We start from the raw sequence: 15287 nt of genomic DNA, 5'->3' as shown, positions 1-15287 counted from the left end.
ATTAGCTCTAGACTTCTATAGCTATGCCCGATACTAACCACATTCATAACCTAGGCTATCAAAAAGCTACCCGCCGGACACTTCGCAGTAACCTCACTCCTGCCGAAGCCTTACTCTGGAAAGCTCTCCAGCGTAGCCAGCTAGCCGGCCGCAAGTTCCGCCGTCAGCACGGCATCGGGCCGTACATCGTGGACTTCTACTGTCCGGCTGAAAAGCTGGTGGTGGAACTAGATGGCGCCGGGCATTTCACGGCTAGCGGCGAGGCGCAGGATATGGAGCGGGACGCTTATCTGGGTAGTCTAAGCCTGAAAGTGTTGCGGTTTGAGAATAAGCTAGTAGCGCAACATATAGAAAGTGTATTGGCGGCCATTGAAGCTGCTTTTCAAGTTACCGTTCTACCACCATCAACCACCCCTAGCCCCTCCTCATCTGAGGAGGGGAACTAGTTTCTAGCCTTAGCTCTAGCTGATGTTCGGGCTGTTTTTATGGAACAAACTACCCAACTCGAAACCGGCACCTACGAAATCCTGCGCAACCGCCTGCTCAAGAGCAGCACCGACTTGCGCCAGCGCCTCGACAAGCTGAACGCGGAGCGCAAGCAGGTGTTTGGTGCCGTGGATACGCGCCTGCTAGGCACCGGCCGCATTACTACGGAAAACAACTGCGTGCCTTGGGACATGGTGCCGGTGGGGCAGCGGTTCATCTTCGGGTATAATGTGGTGCTGGGGCTGAAGGCGGAGCCAGATTTGGCCGACGTGTTTGGGGTGTACGAGTACGCGGAGCACGACTTCCGGCCGCTGGGGCTGGAGCTGCTGCAAAACCCGCAGTTTCTGGAGGAGTTTCGCAACCTGTACCGCTACTACAAGAACACCCAGTTCGTGAAGTTTGCGGTACTGGGGGCGCACCTGTTCATGGTGTTTCGGGTGGGCAAGAGCGCCTCGGATGTGAAGACGTTTAAGTGGCTCCTGCAGGGCGGCACGCTCACCTACCTCGACAACCGCTCTGACCACGAGTACACCTTCCCGCCCCAGCACGAGTTTCAGTGGAAGCGCGCTACCCGCGACATGCAGCGCGGCGGCAAGCACCCCCACATCAGCATCGAGGACAAGGTGTTCGTGGAGACGATTGGTGGGGATTTGACCATTAAAGTCGAGGACAACACCAGCACCGGGCAGGGTATTCTAAGCGAGCCGGTGGACGACAAGGACCAGACCCTGGACGACTCGGAAATCTACTTTGCGGTGGTGGGCAACCTGATTCTGCTCAAGATCCGACCCTACCAGGAGCAGCAGTACCGCTACTTCATCTTCAACTTCAAGCTCAAAACGGCCCAGCGCCTCGATGCCCTGGCCGATGCCTGCGTGCTGCTGCCCGACGGGCAGGGCCTGATTTTTCCGCACGGCTTCTACCTGCAAACCGGCGACAACAAGCTCTTTGACAATGGGCTGCGGGAGATGCTGTTTGAGAAGCGGGTGGTGTCGCCGAACGGGGAGGATTTCCTGTACGTGTTCTACAACAAGGACCAGGGCACCTACCTGCTGCTGAGCTACAACCGCATTGCCCAGCGCGTGGATAACCCCATTGTGTGCCACGGCTACGCTCTGTTTGAGAACGGGGAGCTGTGCTACTTCCGGGCCGACGACGAGCCCAAGAAGCACCACGCCGTGCAGATCTGGCAGACGCCCTACACCGCCCCGGATTTTGAGCTACCCGTCACCTCCGATTCCTACCTCTACAAGCTGGGCAATAAGGAGATTGTGCGGGCCATGAGCGAGGTGCAGGAGGTCCTGACCCTGACCACCAAGGACGACTCCTACGCCGGCCTCTACCTCGACCTGATTCGCCAGACCACCGCCCTGACCGACGCCTACCACTGGCTGCGCGAGCCCGCCGCCCAGGCCCTGGCTGAGCCCCTGGGTGAAATCCGGCAGACGGCTACGGCCGCCGTGGAGGAGTTTGAGAAGGTGCAGAGCATCCGCAAGAACACCGCCCAGCAAACCCAAACCGTTTTTCAGAAGGCCGACGAGCTGGTGGGCCGCATCCGCCGCTCGGCGCCCGACACCGTGACGGAATTTGTGCAGCTGCTGGGCGAATTGCGCGGGGTGCGGGGCGAGGTGATTTCCCTGAAGGAGCTGCGCTACGTGGAGCTGCCGGCCGTGGAACAGCGCGCCATTGGCCTAGAGGAGCTGAGCAAGGAAGTAGCCACCCAAACCGTGGACTTCCTGCTCAAGCCCGATGCCCTCACGCCCTACTCTCAGCGCGTGCAGGCCATTGCCGACGGCGTAGAGCAGGTGCAGAAAACCATCGAGGCCGACCAGCGCGAGCAGGAAGCCACCGCCGTGGCCCAGGAGTTGGAGCTGCTGATTGAGGTAGTGAGCAACCTGCCCATCCCCGACCCCACCCAGACTACGGCCATCATCGACAACATCTCGACGGTGTACGCCCGCTTCAACCAGATTCGGGCGGCCCTGAAGCGGCGGCGGCAGGCCCTGGCCGGCACCGAGGCCCAGGCCGAGTTTACCGCCCAGCTCAAGCTGCTGGAACAGGCCCTGACCAACTACCTCGACCTGGCCGACACGCCCGCCAAGTGCGACGAGTACCTGACCAAGCTCATGGTGCAACTAGAGGAGCTGGAAGGCAAGTTTCCCGACTTCGACCAGTTTATCGAGCAGCTCACCACCCGCCGCGAGCAGGTGGTAGAAGCCTTCGAATCGAAGAAAACGGCCCTGGTAGCCGCCCGCAACCAGCGCGCCACGGCCTTGCTGCAAAGCGCCGAGCGGCTGCTGAAGGCGGTGCAGAGCCGCCTCACCCGTCTGGAATCGGTGGCGGATATCAACGGGTACTTTGCTGCCGACGTGATGGTGGAGAAAGTGCGCCAGACCGCCCAGGAATTGCTAGGTCTCGGCGACTCGGTGAAGGCCGACGATGTGCAGAGCCGCCTCAAAACCCTGCGCGAAGACGCCGTGCGCCAGCTCCGCGACCGGGCCGACCTGTTCGCCGACGGCGGCCAGACCCTTAAGTTCGGCCCCCACGCCTTCACCGTGAACACCCAGCCGCTAGAGCTGACCGTGGTGCTGCGCGACGACGCCCTGCACTACCACCTCACCGGCACCAACTTCTTCCAGAAGATAACCGACCCCGCCCTGCTGGCCGCTAGGCCAGTGTGGGAACAAACCGTGGTGTCGGAAAACCAGGACGTGTACCGGGCCGAGTTTCTGGCTTGGCGCATTCTGCAGGCCGCCCAGCACCCCACGCCCGCCGACGCGGAAGCGGGCCGCCCGGCCGTGCTGTCTATATCCGAGCTAGGCCACCTCAGCGCCGCCGAGCTACTGGCCTACGTGCAGCAGTTTATGGCCGCGCGCTACCAGGAAGGCTACCTCAAAGGCGTGCACGACCATGACGCCACCCTGCTGCTCACGGCCCTGGTGCGCCTCACCCGGACCGCCGACCTACTCCGCTACCCCGCCGACACCCGCGCCGCTGCGGCCCTCTACTGGCTGCGCTTTGCTGCCCCCGACCAGCGCGCCCACTGGGAGCGGCAGCTCCAGGGCATCGGGGTGCTGCTGCAAGTGTTCCCCGATTCGCAGGAGTTCGATGAGCTGAAAACTGAGCTGCAAGCCGCCGTGGAAACCTTCGCCCAGCAAACCGGCCTCTTCACCCTAGGCCAGGTAGCGGAAGCCGGCGACTACCTTTTCTACGAGCTGACCCACACGGGCACCTTCATCATTGCCGCCGAAGCCGCCGAGCTGTACCAGCAGTTCCAGAAGCAGCTGCAGGAGCGCCAGGCCACGGAGCTGTTCCAGCAGTCGGTAACAGGCCTGCAGGACCAGCCCGCCGCCCAGCTGCCCCTGATTCGGCAGTGGCTGCAGGCCTACCTGCGCCAGGCCCCGGCCGCTGCTACCCTCTCCGATTTCTGCAACGAGTGCGCCGTGCTCCTGCTCACCGGCACCTACGACTCGGCGCGGGTGGTCCACACGCCCCTGCGCGAAACCCTCACCGGCTTCCAGGGCAGCCACCCGCGCATCGTCACGCCGGAAAACCCAAGCCCCCAAGACCCGAAGGCTCCTACCCCCAGCTACCACCTCAACTTCCCCGACTTCCGGCGCCGGCTCCTGCACTACGACCGGGTGCTGGCGCCACAGTTCGAGCAGTTTCAGGAGCTGAAGAAGCAGCTGCTGGTGCGGGCCGCCCAGGAGTTGCGCCTAGAAGATTTCCGCCCGCGGGTGCTCACCTCGTTTGTGCGCAATCAGCTGATTGATAAAGTGTATCTGCCGCTGATTGGGGCCAACCTGGCCAAGCAGATCGGTACGGCGGGCGAGGGCAAGCGCACCGACCTCATGGGCCTGCTCCTGCTCATCTCGCCGCCCGGCTACGGCAAAACTACGCTCATGGAGTACGTGGCCAACCGCCTGGGCCTCATCTTTATGAAAATCAACGGGCCGGCCATTGGGCACGCCGTAACCAGCGTAGACCCCGCCCAGGCCCCCAACGCCGGGGCGCGGCAGGAGCTGGAAAAGCTGAACCTGGCCTTCGAGATGGGCGACAACGTGATGATTTACGTGGACGACATCCAGCACTGCAACCCCGAGTTTCTGCAGAAGTTTATCTCGCTCTGCGACGCCCAGCGCAAGATTGAGGGCGTGTACGAGGGCCGCGCCCGCACCTACGACTTCCGCGGCCGCAAGGTGGCGGTGGTGATGGCCGGCAACCCCTACACCGAAAGCGGCGACGTGTTTCAGCTGCCCGACATGCTGGCCAACCGCGCCGACATCTACAACCTCGGCGACATCCTGAGCACCGGCTCCGAAGAAGCCTTCCGCCTCTCCTACCTCGAAAACGCCCTCACCAGCAACGCCGCCCTGGGCCGCCTCGCCACCCAAAGCCCCCAGGACGTGCCCGCCCTCATCCGCCTCGCCGAAACCGGGCAGCAGGACGGCCTGAGCCTGGAGGGAAACCACTCACCCGAGGAGCTGAACGAGTACGTGGCGGTGCTGCAAAAGCTGCTGCGCCTGCGCGACGTGGTGGCCCGCGTGAATGCCGCCTACATTGCCAGCGCCGCCCAGGCCGACGCCTACCGCACCGAGCCGCCGTTCAAGCTGCAGGGCTCCTACCGCAACATGAACAAGCTAGCCGAGAAAGTGCGCCCCGTGATGAACGACCAGGAAATAACCGACCTGCTGGCCGCCCACTACGAAAGCGAAGCCCAAACCCTGACCAGCGCCACCGAAGCCAACCTGCTCAAGCTGCGCGAACTACTGGGCTGGCTCACCCCCGCCGAGCAGGCCCGCTGGCAGGAAATCAAAGCCACCTTCCGCGACAACCTCCGTAACTCCGGCGCCGGCCAGCTCCTGCAGATGCTGGATAAGCTGGAAAGCATTGCCGGAGGCCTGAGCGGGATTCGGGAGGCGTTGAGGAAGGAGTAAACTTGCCACAAAATATGTGGCAAGTTTTAGCATTCAAATCCAGTTTTCAACCAATGAACAAAACGCTGACAAATATTTAGCTCAGTGGATAAATATCTTTTGGTTATTGCTAAGCCTAGTGGCGTCCCAGGTGAATCTTGCCAAGCTAGCCAAGTATGTATTAATGCTTTTGCTCGATGCACATCACTATACTTTTGAATTTCCTCTTCTTCTATTTTCGTAATAGCACTTATTGCTTCAGGTAAAAGTTTATCTGTATCTGGAACCAGAAATTTTATAAAATCTTCTAACATACCCGACATAGAATTATCTGGCATTAACCACACCCCTACAGTAGGCCTGTTCAATTGCTTAAGCATCAACCCTTCTTCAGGCAATATATTAGGAACCGTATATCCAGCATTTACTAGTATGCCTGACAACGACCTCCAACGATCTTCCATAGACAGATCCGCATCTACTACAATAAGTACGGCTCTTATATCTGCCTGCTTCAATCTTATTGGCAATTGAGAAAGAACATTCTCTATACCATCACAGTCTATTACATCAAAATTTTCAATTAATGAGAAACGCTCACACAAAGCCCATACAACATGTTGATCATCTTTTCCTTCAACAAGTAATTTTTGTTTGAATCTCTCTTTAGACATTATCGAGGATCAATATCTTGATCAGCAATTACAGATAGTTCATTTGAGTCAAAATCCACCACTCTTATAGACCCATCTTCACCTTCTAACCTAATAAGCTTTCTATCTTTGTAATAATCCTGACGTTGAAAAATACTACCAAACGCTTTTATACAATCCTCACTATGTGTAGTAGCAAATACCTGAATTTTGAGCTTTCTAGCCACCTCAAAAATTATCCCCCATATTTTTTCTTGAACGGAATAATGCAGGCCATTTTCAAATTCATCTATAAAAAGATATCCATTGTCCGAGTTAACTAAAGCTAAAATTATGGTAAGAACTCTATTTATACCGTCACCCATACTCCTAAGTGGAAGAACTTTACTACTGTCCTTTATTTTTACAACAGTGGTTCTTCCTCCATATTCGTCACTACCAATAAAAGCAATTCTCTCAAGCTTAGGCTCAATCACTCGTAGAGCATCAATAACAAAAGCTTCTTTCTCTGTCAGCGCAACATTATCCCACAACTTACCATTTACTTCTTTATCTATATTTCTCGTTCTGATGTATTGAAAATTACTACTATACATCTGAGTTCGAGCACCAAACCTCAATCTTTCAAATAATCTCTCATCATCTAACGTCAATAAACGAGTATCTTGTCCAACTTTTATTTCAAATCCTATTCCAAACTCTCCTGCATTACCCACATATAAATCAGGCTCCTCTATAATAACTCTTTTGGAACGAAGTGCAACTCTTTCGTCTACTAAATTATCAGCTTGAATAAACTCATTGGCATATCTCACAAAGCGCATGGATACAGTATTTGAACTAACGCCTTGAAGACCGAACAAACCTGGTTCTAATTCACTGATCCATATCAGACCGTCTTTACTATAGTCAATATCTCTATTGTAGAATAGAGAGGACAATGATCTTATATAGTTATCGACTGTACTGTCTTTTCGAGCGCTATTATAATTTTCACCTCGTTCAGTGAGCAATCCATATATCCATTGAATATCACCTTTACTTGAGAGTATAGATATTGCTTCTAGCAAAGTCGATTTACCAGAATTATTCTTACCAGTGATGAGATTAACACGTCCGAAAGAAGGAACTAAAAGATTTTTTAGGCTTCTATAGTTTTTGACTTCAAGTGAATTGATCATGGCTCGTCGCTTTTCCAAGGAAGGCGTTACTGTTACGGCATCCTGTGCGAAAGATAGTTTATTTACAGAAAGTGACCTCCGCCAACACCGTTCACTGACGTATTAATGCCCACTTCCTTGAACTGACACGAGCTTATGTATAATCGGCTCCAATTTCGTCTGTGCTAGGAAGAGCATAGCCACTCTAAACTCCTCTCCCTTATGGGCAAGCAATACCCCGCTATCAGCGCCGACATTCAAGCCTTTATCGAGCAGCAGCATGTGTTCTTCGTGGGCACGGCCGCTGCGGATGGGCGCGTCAATATCTCGCCCAAGGGTCAGGACACCCTGCGCGTGCTCGATGCCAACCGCGTGGCCTGGCTGAACCTGACCGGCAGCGGCAACGAAACCGCCGCCCACCTGCTGGAGGTAAACCGCATTACCCTGATGTGGTGCGCCTTCGAGGGCAAACCCAACATCCTGCGCCTCTACGGCACCGCCACTGTGTACCACCCCCGCGACGCGGAGTGGGCCGAGCTGCTACCCCTGTTCCCGCCCCTGCCCGGCTCTCGGCAGATAGTGGTAGTAGCGGTAGATCTAGTGCAAACCTCCTGCGGCATGGCCGTGCCCTTCTTCGAGTACCGGGCCGAGCGCGACGAGCTAAACGACTACATGGAACAGCGCGGCCCCGAGCAGGTAGCGCAGTACTGGCACAACCGCAACGCCCGCAGCATCGACGGCAAGCCCACGGGTATCTAGGCCTCGGCAAAAACCAGTTGAAGCAAGACCGTGGCGGAGTTTCGGCCGTACCTTAAAACTCGAAGGTTTCGCAGTGCAGTACGGTGGGCTCGAACTCCAGTAGGTACTGCGCGTCCTCGGGGTAGTAGCGGGCCTGCTCGTATTGCTCCCCGGCAAAGCGCTTGATGCTCTCGTAACTGTCCCAGCGCGTTACCGTCCAGAAATGGCAGACATCGGCCTCCACTCGCCGTAACACCTGCACGCCCAGGTTGCCGGGCGTCGTTTTATAGTCGGCAATACCCGATTCCTGCAAGTACTGCAGGTAGGAATCGGCGTGGTGGGCGGCCGTGATGCCGTGCCAGATGCGAGTGATAACCATTGGCAGAGGGGGTAGGGATACAATGTAATTCTAGCAAACCGGCTTACGCAAACCGCTGCCAAAGTGCCGCTCCTGATTAAGCTGGGTTAGCTCTATCTCGGGCTATAAAGTGCCCCGCTCATTTGGCCCGCTCTATTACGTTGTGCTGGCCCAGGTTGGTGACGGTGGGCGTGCTGCCGCGCCAGGTTACGGTGTTGTTGTCACCGGTTACTTCGATGGCTTTCACGTTTTCCAGCACAACCACGTTGTCGCTGCCCGTGAGGTTGAACTCCTGGCTGTGACCCGTAAACGTGGCCGAGTTGCTGTCGCCGGTCACCTCGATGTTCTGACCACTTACGGCCTGAGTTTGCACCGTATTGTTGCCGTTGATGACCACATCCTCGGCAGTTTCGGGGGTAGCAGTAGCCGCGGTTGCCGTAGGAGTAGCACGCGAAACGTTATCCGCTGTAGACACTTCCTGCTGGGTATTACCCTGCGAGCATGCCCCTAGGCCTATGCCTGCAGCCATTAATAGAATGATGATGCTCTTACTACCCATATTCCAGCGGTTACTAAAGTAAAATCCTGCCCTAAGGTAGCTAGGCTGCGGTATAGGAATGGTCAGCCCCTCAACCTACCGGGAAACACAACCGCCGAAACGGCAGCTGACTACCGCGACCAGACCCCAGCGAATCATTTACCTTTGATTTTTACAGCGGCTATTGGCTATGGATCCGAATTCACTCGAAGCATTTTATACCAAAATCCGCCTGGAGGGCAGCCCGGAATCCGGCGCGGTATCCCCAGCGGAGCTGCAGCGGGAAATCGGGCACTTCAACGTGTTTAACGTGGCGGTGCTCATGAACCGCCGCCACGAGCGCCCCCCAATGACCTTCGACCGGCGCTCGTTCTATAAAATCAGCCTGATTCAGGGCCGCAGCCGCATCGAGTACGCCGACCAAAGCGTGGAGGTGGAAGCGCATGCCTTGTGGTTTGTTACCTCACGGGTGCCCTACCGCTGGCTCCCCCACGACCAAGACCAGCGCGGGTATTTCTGCATCTTCACCGAGGAGTTTCTGCTCCCGGCCAGGGGTAGCGCGCCCGTGGAGGAGCTGCCGGTTTTCCAGCCGGGCGGCTGCCCCGTGCTACCCCTCACCCAGGCCGAATACACCACCCTGGAGACTATTTTCCGGAAGATGGAGCAGGAAATGGCTTCCGCCTACACCTTTAAGTACGACCTGTTGCGCGCCTACCTGCTGGAGCTGATTCATGCGGGCCAGAAGCTGCAGCCCGTGCCGGCCCTGGCCCTCGCCCACAACGCCTCGGCGCGGGTAGTAGCCCAATTCACTGATCTGCTGGAACGCCAGTTCCCGCTGGCTACCCCCCAGCAGCAGCTACACCTGCGCACGGCCAAGGACTACGCCGATGCCCTGGCCGTGCACGTCAACCATCTTAACCGGGTCCTGAAGGAAACCACCGGCCACACCACCACCGCCCTCATCGGCAGCCGCGTAGCCCAGGAAGCCAAGATGCTCCTCAAACAAACCACCTGGACCGTCTCCGAAATTGCCGACGCCCTGGGCTTCGCCGACGTAGCCCACTTCTGCAACTTCTTCAAACGCCAGACCGGCCTGGTTCCAGGTGCTTTCCGGGGGTAGAAAGTATAGAGGACAAAAAGTGTTGTTGAAATAACTAAACGTCATGTCGAGCTTGTCGAGACATCTCGCTCGAATCGTTGAGGTAGCATCACAACGTCAGCACGCGAGATGTCTCGACAAGCTCGATATGACCATTCCGTTGGCAACGTTAGCGGGCTTGTTACTGGTCTGAGGCGGTTTCCTGCAATGGTTTCAGAATCACCTTATCCACGTAAAACGTCCCGAACGGGATTATGCAGGACAATAGAACTTTACCGAGCGTGGCCGCCCGCCAACGGTCTTCGAGTCCTATGCGCAGGGTATTAACGATGAACAGTAGAAACAATGCGCCGTGCACCGGCCCCAGCGCCCGTACCAGGGCCGGGTTGTGGTAAACGTATTTCAGAGGTACGGCCACGCCAATAAGCAGCAGCAACGACAAGCCTTCGGCGTAGCCCAACAAACGCAGGCGGCCAATAGAGGATTTCAGCATGGGGATTCTGTTATTTGCCTCACTGCTTTCCAACCCAGAGTTCAACAGTTGAACCAAGGTAGGCTAGGCAGTGTGAGTGAAGTGTCAGAAGCGGAAGTATGGGCGGCTAGCCAGGGGCGAGAACGGCCACGGCACGGCCAGTAGCATGAGCAGCAGCGCCGCCGTAAACCATAGCGCCATGGTGCGAAACTTGGCCGCATTGTCGGGGCGGCGCTTGGCCAGGGCCGAGCCGATGGTCAGGACCACGATGGCCGTAACCATAAGCACGGCGTGCAGCAGGCCGAAAAACAAGGCGCCGGGGGCGTGCTCAGCGTCGCGGAGGTGGAAGGTGCGCACCAACGGGCTGACGGCGTAGAGCCCGAACCCGAGCAGCAGCTGCACATGGGCTAGGGTAGCGGCCGTGTGGCGCACGGTGTTGTCGAGGGGCGCGAAGGTGTGCCGGCCGAGCCAGCCGCGGTAGCCCCTAAACAGGCCGAACAGCAGTCCGGCTAGCACCACCCACCGCATTAGCTAGTGGAGCGTAAGCAGCGTGAGATACATGAGGCTAGGCCAAGCAGCGGGTAAAACAGGGCTGGCGGGCTGGCCCTGCTGCTAAGGCAGCGGAGCCAAACAGGTAAAAAGCAGGCAGGTACAGGGGCATAAGGCAAGGGCAATGAGTACGGCCGCAAAGCTCCGCCCCTACCCATTTTTTGGCTAGCACGCAGCCGGCCGGAATCAGGACAAATCCTGCTGTTTGCGGAAGGCCAGCGGCGTGAGGCCCGTGTGCTTGCGAAACAGGCGGCTGAAGTACGAAGCATCGGCCACGCCCACGGCCAGCGCTACCTCGCTTACCGGCCAGGTGGTTTGGGTTAGCAGCACCTTGGCTTCCAGCACAATGCTTTCCTCAATCCAGCGGGCCGGCGACTTGCCCGTCAGGCGGCGCACGCACTTACTTAGGTGGTCGGGGGTGATGTGGAGTTGCTCGGCGTAGTCGCTTACGCGGTGCATGGTAGCCACGGACGCGGCCAGCAGCTGTTTGAAACGGCCAGTAATGTGGGCTGCCGCGCTGGTTTCGGCAGGCTCGGCCGCGGTGTAGGCCCGGCCCAGCTCGTGCAGCAAAGCCAGCAGGTAAGCCCGGATAACTTCGGGGTAGCGGAGCTGCTGGGTGCTGTACTCCACCAGCAGCCGACGCAGGAGCTGCTCGGCAAACTCGCCGACTTCCGCCCCCAGCCGAATGACGGGCTGCCCCCAGAAGCGCAGAAACTCAAACGGGGCCAGGGCTTCCGCCGCGCCACCGCGGCCGCCAAGCAGCAGGTCGTCGTGGAAGTGGCAGATATAGCCGGTGTTCACATCGCCCGGCCCGAACGAGTACACCTGCCCGGCACGCACCAACAGCACCTCGTGGGGCCCAATAGTGTACGTTTCGGGGCCGATGTGCATGCGGGCCGAGCCTGTGCGCACATACAGCAGATTATGCGACGTAGACCGCCCCGGCGGCAGCGGGCGGGTGAAGAGTGGATACATCTGCTCCACCGCCAAAATAAAAAACCGCTCCGCCTCCGGGGTCAGCAGGTGCTGCAGCGCCGCCGGCTCCGAGAGAAACTCTTGCAAGTAAGCCTGAGGGTTGTAGGTGCTGATGGGTTGCAAAGACACAGCAGACGGTCGGTTGATCAGCCAAAGGTAGCGCTTCGGCGTTCGACTCCTCACCCGGATGGCCGGGTTAGCTGAAACATCCCAGGCACTTTCTATGACCATCATTCCGAGCTTGCCCAAGCATCTGGCGTGCTGCGTTAACTTGCCAGTATACCGTACACAAGCAAGCATGCTTCGGTGAGCTTTATCTGGCCTTCCTTGATAGAAAAGAGAATAGCCTACTCAATAAGATGCTACTGCTGGATTGTTTGATTTCTTCAGTAAACGGTTTACTTGGCGCAAACCGGTAGCAACCGGGCTAGGCCACCTTTGTGGAGCAATTCACAACTCCACTAAAGGATTAAACACATGCAAGTTTTCGTAACCGGCGCTTCGGGCTTTGTGGGCTCGGCCGTTGTTCAGGAATTACTTGGCGCGGGGCACCAAGTGCTCGGCCTTGCCCGCTCCGAAGAAGCTTCGCAAGCATTGACTGCCGCCGGAGCCAAGGTACACCGCGGCTCCCTCGACGACCTCGACAGCCTACGGCGCGGCGCAGAAGCGGCGGATGGCGTCATTCACTGCGCGTTCATTCACGATTTCACGCAGTACGCGGCCGCAGCCGAAGCTGACCGGCGTGCTATTGAGGCCATAGGCGATGCGCTGGCGGGCTCAAACCGGCCGTTTATTGCTACGTCGGGTTTTGCGGGGCTCACGAAGGTAGGAGAGCTAATGACCGAAGAAGACACACGCAACCCTAATGTGCCCGCCATGCGCCACTCCGAGGACGCGGCCCTGGCGCTGGTGCCGCGCGGTGTGCGGGCTATGGTCATGCGCCTGGCAGCCTCCGTGCACGACCAGAACGACCACGGCTTTGTACCCATGCTTATTGACCTTGCGCGGCAGAAGGGGGTAGCAGCCTACATCGGCAACGGCAGCAACCGCTGGCCCGCCGTGCACCGCCTCGATGCGGCCCGCCTCTACCGGCTGGCGCTGGAAAACGGCACGGCGGGTGCCTGCTACCACGCTGTCGGCGACGAAGGTGTTTCATTGCGCACCATTGCCGACGTCATTGGCCGTCACTTGCAGGTGCCGGTAATCAGCAAGTCGGCGGCGGAAGCTCCGGCGCATTTTGGCTGGATGGCGGGTTTTGCGGGCCTCGACCTGGCCGCCTCCAGCACCCTTACCCAGCAGCGCCTAAGCTGGCACCCCGGCGGCCCAGACTTGCTAGCGGACCTGGAACAGGGGCATTACTTCGCTACCCAGGCAGGATAAACAGGCCATGTAAGTAGGAAGGCGTTATTGCCCATAGGCCGTCATGCATCGGTAAGCGGACACCACCGCAAGCATGACGGCCTATGATCTTTCTATAGCTACATACCTTGCCCTGTTGCGTTACCTCGCTTCGCCACTAAAGCAATTCAAGCAACGGCTGGGCGGCCGGGCGGCCAGCTAGCTCGGAATGTAAACCGAAAAGGTAGAGCCTACCCCCAACTCACTTTGCACCTCCACCCGGCCACCCAGGTTTTCCACTATTTTCTTGACGGTATAAAGGCCCAGGCCGGAGCCCTCCACGTGGTTGTGAAAACGTCGGAACAGGGCAAACAGGGAAGCCTGCTGGGTATCGGTCAGGCCGAGGCCATTGTCCTGCACGGTCAGGTGCCAGAGCCCATCCTGGGTGTGGCAGTTTAGGCGCACATGAGGCGGCCGGTCGGGGTGGCGGTACTTGATGGCATTACTGAGCAGGTTGTACAGCATAGACCGCAAACTCTTGGCTGGCATGGCTACCAGGGGGCAGGCATCGGCATCTACCTCCAATGTGCCGCCGGTTTGCTGCAGAGCCGGCAGCAGGTCCTGACGCAAATCATCTACTACGGTGGCCAGCTCCGTGGGCGGGGCGGTGGGGTCGTGGGCTTGGTGCAGTTGCAGCACATCATTGAGCTGCACCAAAGTTCGCTGGAAGCGTGTCACGGCGTCCCGCATCATATTGAGCACTACACTGGTTTCGGCAGGCGGGGTAGGTAGTGAATCGTGCAGGGCCTGTACCAGCCCTTCCAGATTATTAATGGGGCCTCTAAGGTCGTGGGCCGCCATGTACACAAAGCTGTCCAGATCGGCATTGACGCGCGTAAGCTGCTGGTTGGTTTGGTTTAATTCCTGGTTAAGTGCCTGTACCTGCTGGCGGGCCAGCACCTGCTCGGTTACCTCGAAGGCAAACACGTACACGCCATCAACCTGCTGGTGTTCGTTGTAGCGGGGCTGAAACGTGTAATTGAAATACGCGTCGGAGGGCTCCGAATCGGCAGGGCGCACTAGCTGAATGCACACATCGTGGCGCTGCTGGCTTCGCCCGGTCTGATACACCTCCTGCAACTGCTGCCAGATGGGCGTGCCTTGTAGCTCGGGCACAACTTCCAGCAGGGGCTTCCCCACCAGCCCCTTGCCCGGAAACAGCTGCTGGTAGCTGGGGTTGACGAACTCGTACACCAGCTCGGGCCCGGAGTGCAGACAAATGGCGGCCGGGGCCTGCATTACCAAGTGGCTCAGCCGCTGCCGCTCCCGCTCGGCTTCGGCCAGGGCGTCATGCTCCCGGTCCTGACTGATGCGCAGAGCCCGGCGCGACAGCACCTCCTCGGTTACGTTTACGCTGCTATGAATAATGTAGCGCAGCTTCCCTTGGGCGTCAAATACAGGCGTATTCAGGGGCTTCCAGTGCCGCTCCACAAAATGCCCTGGCCGCTCAGGGTCGAGCACATCATAGTGCTGCAAAGCCATTTGGTGAGGCTGGCCCGTGGCAATTACCCGCTCCAGCGAGGCGCGCCAATTGCGCACCGCATGGGCGTTGGGCGCAGCAGGGTTGTCGGGGAAGGCATCGAAGAGGTAGCGCCCCACCAATTCCTCGCGCCGTTTCAGGGTGTCCCGAAGGTAGGCGTCGCTGGCGGTAAGAATGATCAGTTCAGGCGACACGACGATATATGAATCAGGCACTGTTTCCAGGGCCTGCAACTCCTGAGCAAGAGACTTGTTAGGGTCCATAAAAGCATAATAGGAAGCTACGAATGGTATTTAACGCAGCCTCCAGGAAAGTGAACGGTTTCGTGCACAGCTCCTGAGTATATGCTATGCCCGTTTACCACCTATGCCAAGTCCTAACTTTACTTAGCTATGCAACATAAAACCCAACCAGCTTCAGTAGCAAAGGCCCTTGCCGATACTCACGAGCGCCCAAAACTGGTTT

13 protein-coding genes are annotated in these 15287 nt (G+C 57.9%); 5 read left to right on the top strand and 8 right to left on the bottom strand.

The annotated features are described in order from the left end of the window. Nucleotides 1–23: 23 nt before the first annotated feature. Together DNI29_RS10815 and DNI29_RS10810 are read left to right on the top strand one after the other, a co-directional pair. Nucleotides 24–446 carry an endonuclease domain-containing protein gene (locus DNI29_RS10815; RefSeq protein WP_110978117.1) on the top strand — a complete coding sequence of 141 codons (423 nt, stop codon included), beginning with the start codon at nucleotides 24–26 and terminating at the stop codon, nucleotides 444–446. Nucleotides 447–485: 39 nt separating this feature from the next. Further along, nucleotides 486–5423: a DNA repair ATPase gene (locus DNI29_RS10810; RefSeq protein WP_110978116.1), complete on the top strand. Its 4938-nt coding sequence runs from the start codon at nucleotides 486–488 to the stop codon at nucleotides 5421–5423. 26 nt (nucleotides 5424–5449) lie between these two features. Here DNI29_RS10810 and DNI29_RS24130 read toward each other — a convergent pair whose 3' ends face one another. Together DNI29_RS24130 and DNI29_RS10800 are read right to left on the bottom strand one after the other, a co-directional pair. Then, a complete protein-coding gene (locus tag DNI29_RS24130; protein WP_123823212.1) occupies nucleotides 5450–6076 on the bottom strand; it encodes a DUF3226 domain-containing protein in 627 nt (208 codons plus the stop codon). Beyond that, the gene (locus DNI29_RS10800; RefSeq protein WP_110978114.1) at nucleotides 6076–7236 is read right to left on the bottom strand and encodes an AAA family ATPase; all 1161 of its coding nucleotides are present in this window, start codon (nucleotides 7234–7236) and stop codon (nucleotides 6076–6078) included. The genes DNI29_RS24130 and DNI29_RS10800 overlap by 1 nt, the downstream gene beginning before the upstream one ends. Nucleotides 7237–7437: 201 nt before the next feature. Between DNI29_RS10800 and DNI29_RS10795 the strand changes: the two genes are divergently transcribed. Further along, nucleotides 7438–7974 (top strand): pyridoxamine 5'-phosphate oxidase family protein, encoded by a 537-nt coding sequence (locus tag DNI29_RS10795; RefSeq protein WP_110978113.1) that lies wholly within the window; start codon nucleotides 7438–7440, stop codon nucleotides 7972–7974. A gap of 52 nt (nucleotides 7975–8026) precedes the next feature. Here DNI29_RS10795 and DNI29_RS10790 read toward each other — a convergent pair whose 3' ends face one another. Then, entirely contained in the window at nucleotides 8027–8332 is a 306-nt protein-coding gene (locus tag DNI29_RS10790; protein ID WP_110978112.1) for an antibiotic biosynthesis monooxygenase, read from the bottom strand. Between the two features lie 118 nt (nucleotides 8333–8450). Further along, the gene (locus DNI29_RS10785) at nucleotides 8451–8840 is read right to left on the bottom strand and encodes a DUF3060 domain-containing protein (protein WP_162303579.1); all 390 of its coding nucleotides are present in this window, start codon (nucleotides 8838–8840) and stop codon (nucleotides 8451–8453) included. A 199-nt stretch (nucleotides 8841–9039) separates the two neighbouring features. Between DNI29_RS10785 and DNI29_RS10780 the strand changes: the two genes are divergently transcribed. Next, complete coding sequence (locus DNI29_RS10780; protein ID WP_110978110.1) at nucleotides 9040–9969, top strand: helix-turn-helix domain-containing protein; 930 nt, start codon at nucleotides 9040–9042, stop codon at nucleotides 9967–9969. 160 nt (nucleotides 9970–10129) lie between these two features. Here the strand turns inward: DNI29_RS10780 and DNI29_RS10775 are convergent, their stop codons facing one another. From DNI29_RS10775 to DNI29_RS10765, 3 genes are all read right to left on the bottom strand, one after another. Next, the gene (locus tag DNI29_RS10775) at nucleotides 10130–10441 is read right to left on the bottom strand and encodes a DUF3817 domain-containing protein (protein ID WP_110978109.1); all 312 of its coding nucleotides are present in this window, start codon (nucleotides 10439–10441) and stop codon (nucleotides 10130–10132) included. Between the two features lie 84 nt (nucleotides 10442–10525). Continuing rightward, entirely contained in the window at nucleotides 10526–10948 is a 423-nt protein-coding gene (locus DNI29_RS10770; protein ID WP_238388062.1) for a hypothetical protein, read from the bottom strand. A 207-nt stretch (nucleotides 10949–11155) separates the two neighbouring features. Continuing rightward, nucleotides 11156–12073 carry a helix-turn-helix domain-containing protein gene (locus tag DNI29_RS10765; protein WP_162303578.1) on the bottom strand — a complete coding sequence of 306 codons (918 nt, stop codon included), beginning with the start codon at nucleotides 12071–12073 and terminating at the stop codon, nucleotides 11156–11158. Between the two features lie 348 nt (nucleotides 12074–12421). Here DNI29_RS10765 and DNI29_RS10760 point away from each other — a divergent pair, with 348 nt between their 5' ends. Next, complete coding sequence (locus DNI29_RS10760) at nucleotides 12422–13324, top strand: SDR family oxidoreductase (RefSeq protein WP_110978107.1); 903 nt, start codon at nucleotides 12422–12424, stop codon at nucleotides 13322–13324. A gap of 177 nt (nucleotides 13325–13501) precedes the next feature. On the opposite strand, the gene DNI29_RS10755 is transcribed toward DNI29_RS10760, so the two are convergent. Next, nucleotides 13502–15085 (bottom strand): sensor histidine kinase, encoded by a 1584-nt coding sequence (locus DNI29_RS10755; protein WP_110978106.1) that lies wholly within the window; start codon nucleotides 15083–15085, stop codon nucleotides 13502–13504. Between the last annotated feature and the right edge of the window lie 202 nt (nucleotides 15086–15287).

The organism is Hymenobacter sediminis (assembly GCF_003231285.1).
Lineage (GTDB): Bacteria > Bacteroidota > Bacteroidia > Cytophagales > Hymenobacteraceae > Hymenobacter > Hymenobacter sediminis.
The sequence above is the reverse complement of the archived record's forward strand: the minus strand, read 5'-3'. Positions and strand labels throughout refer to the sequence as shown.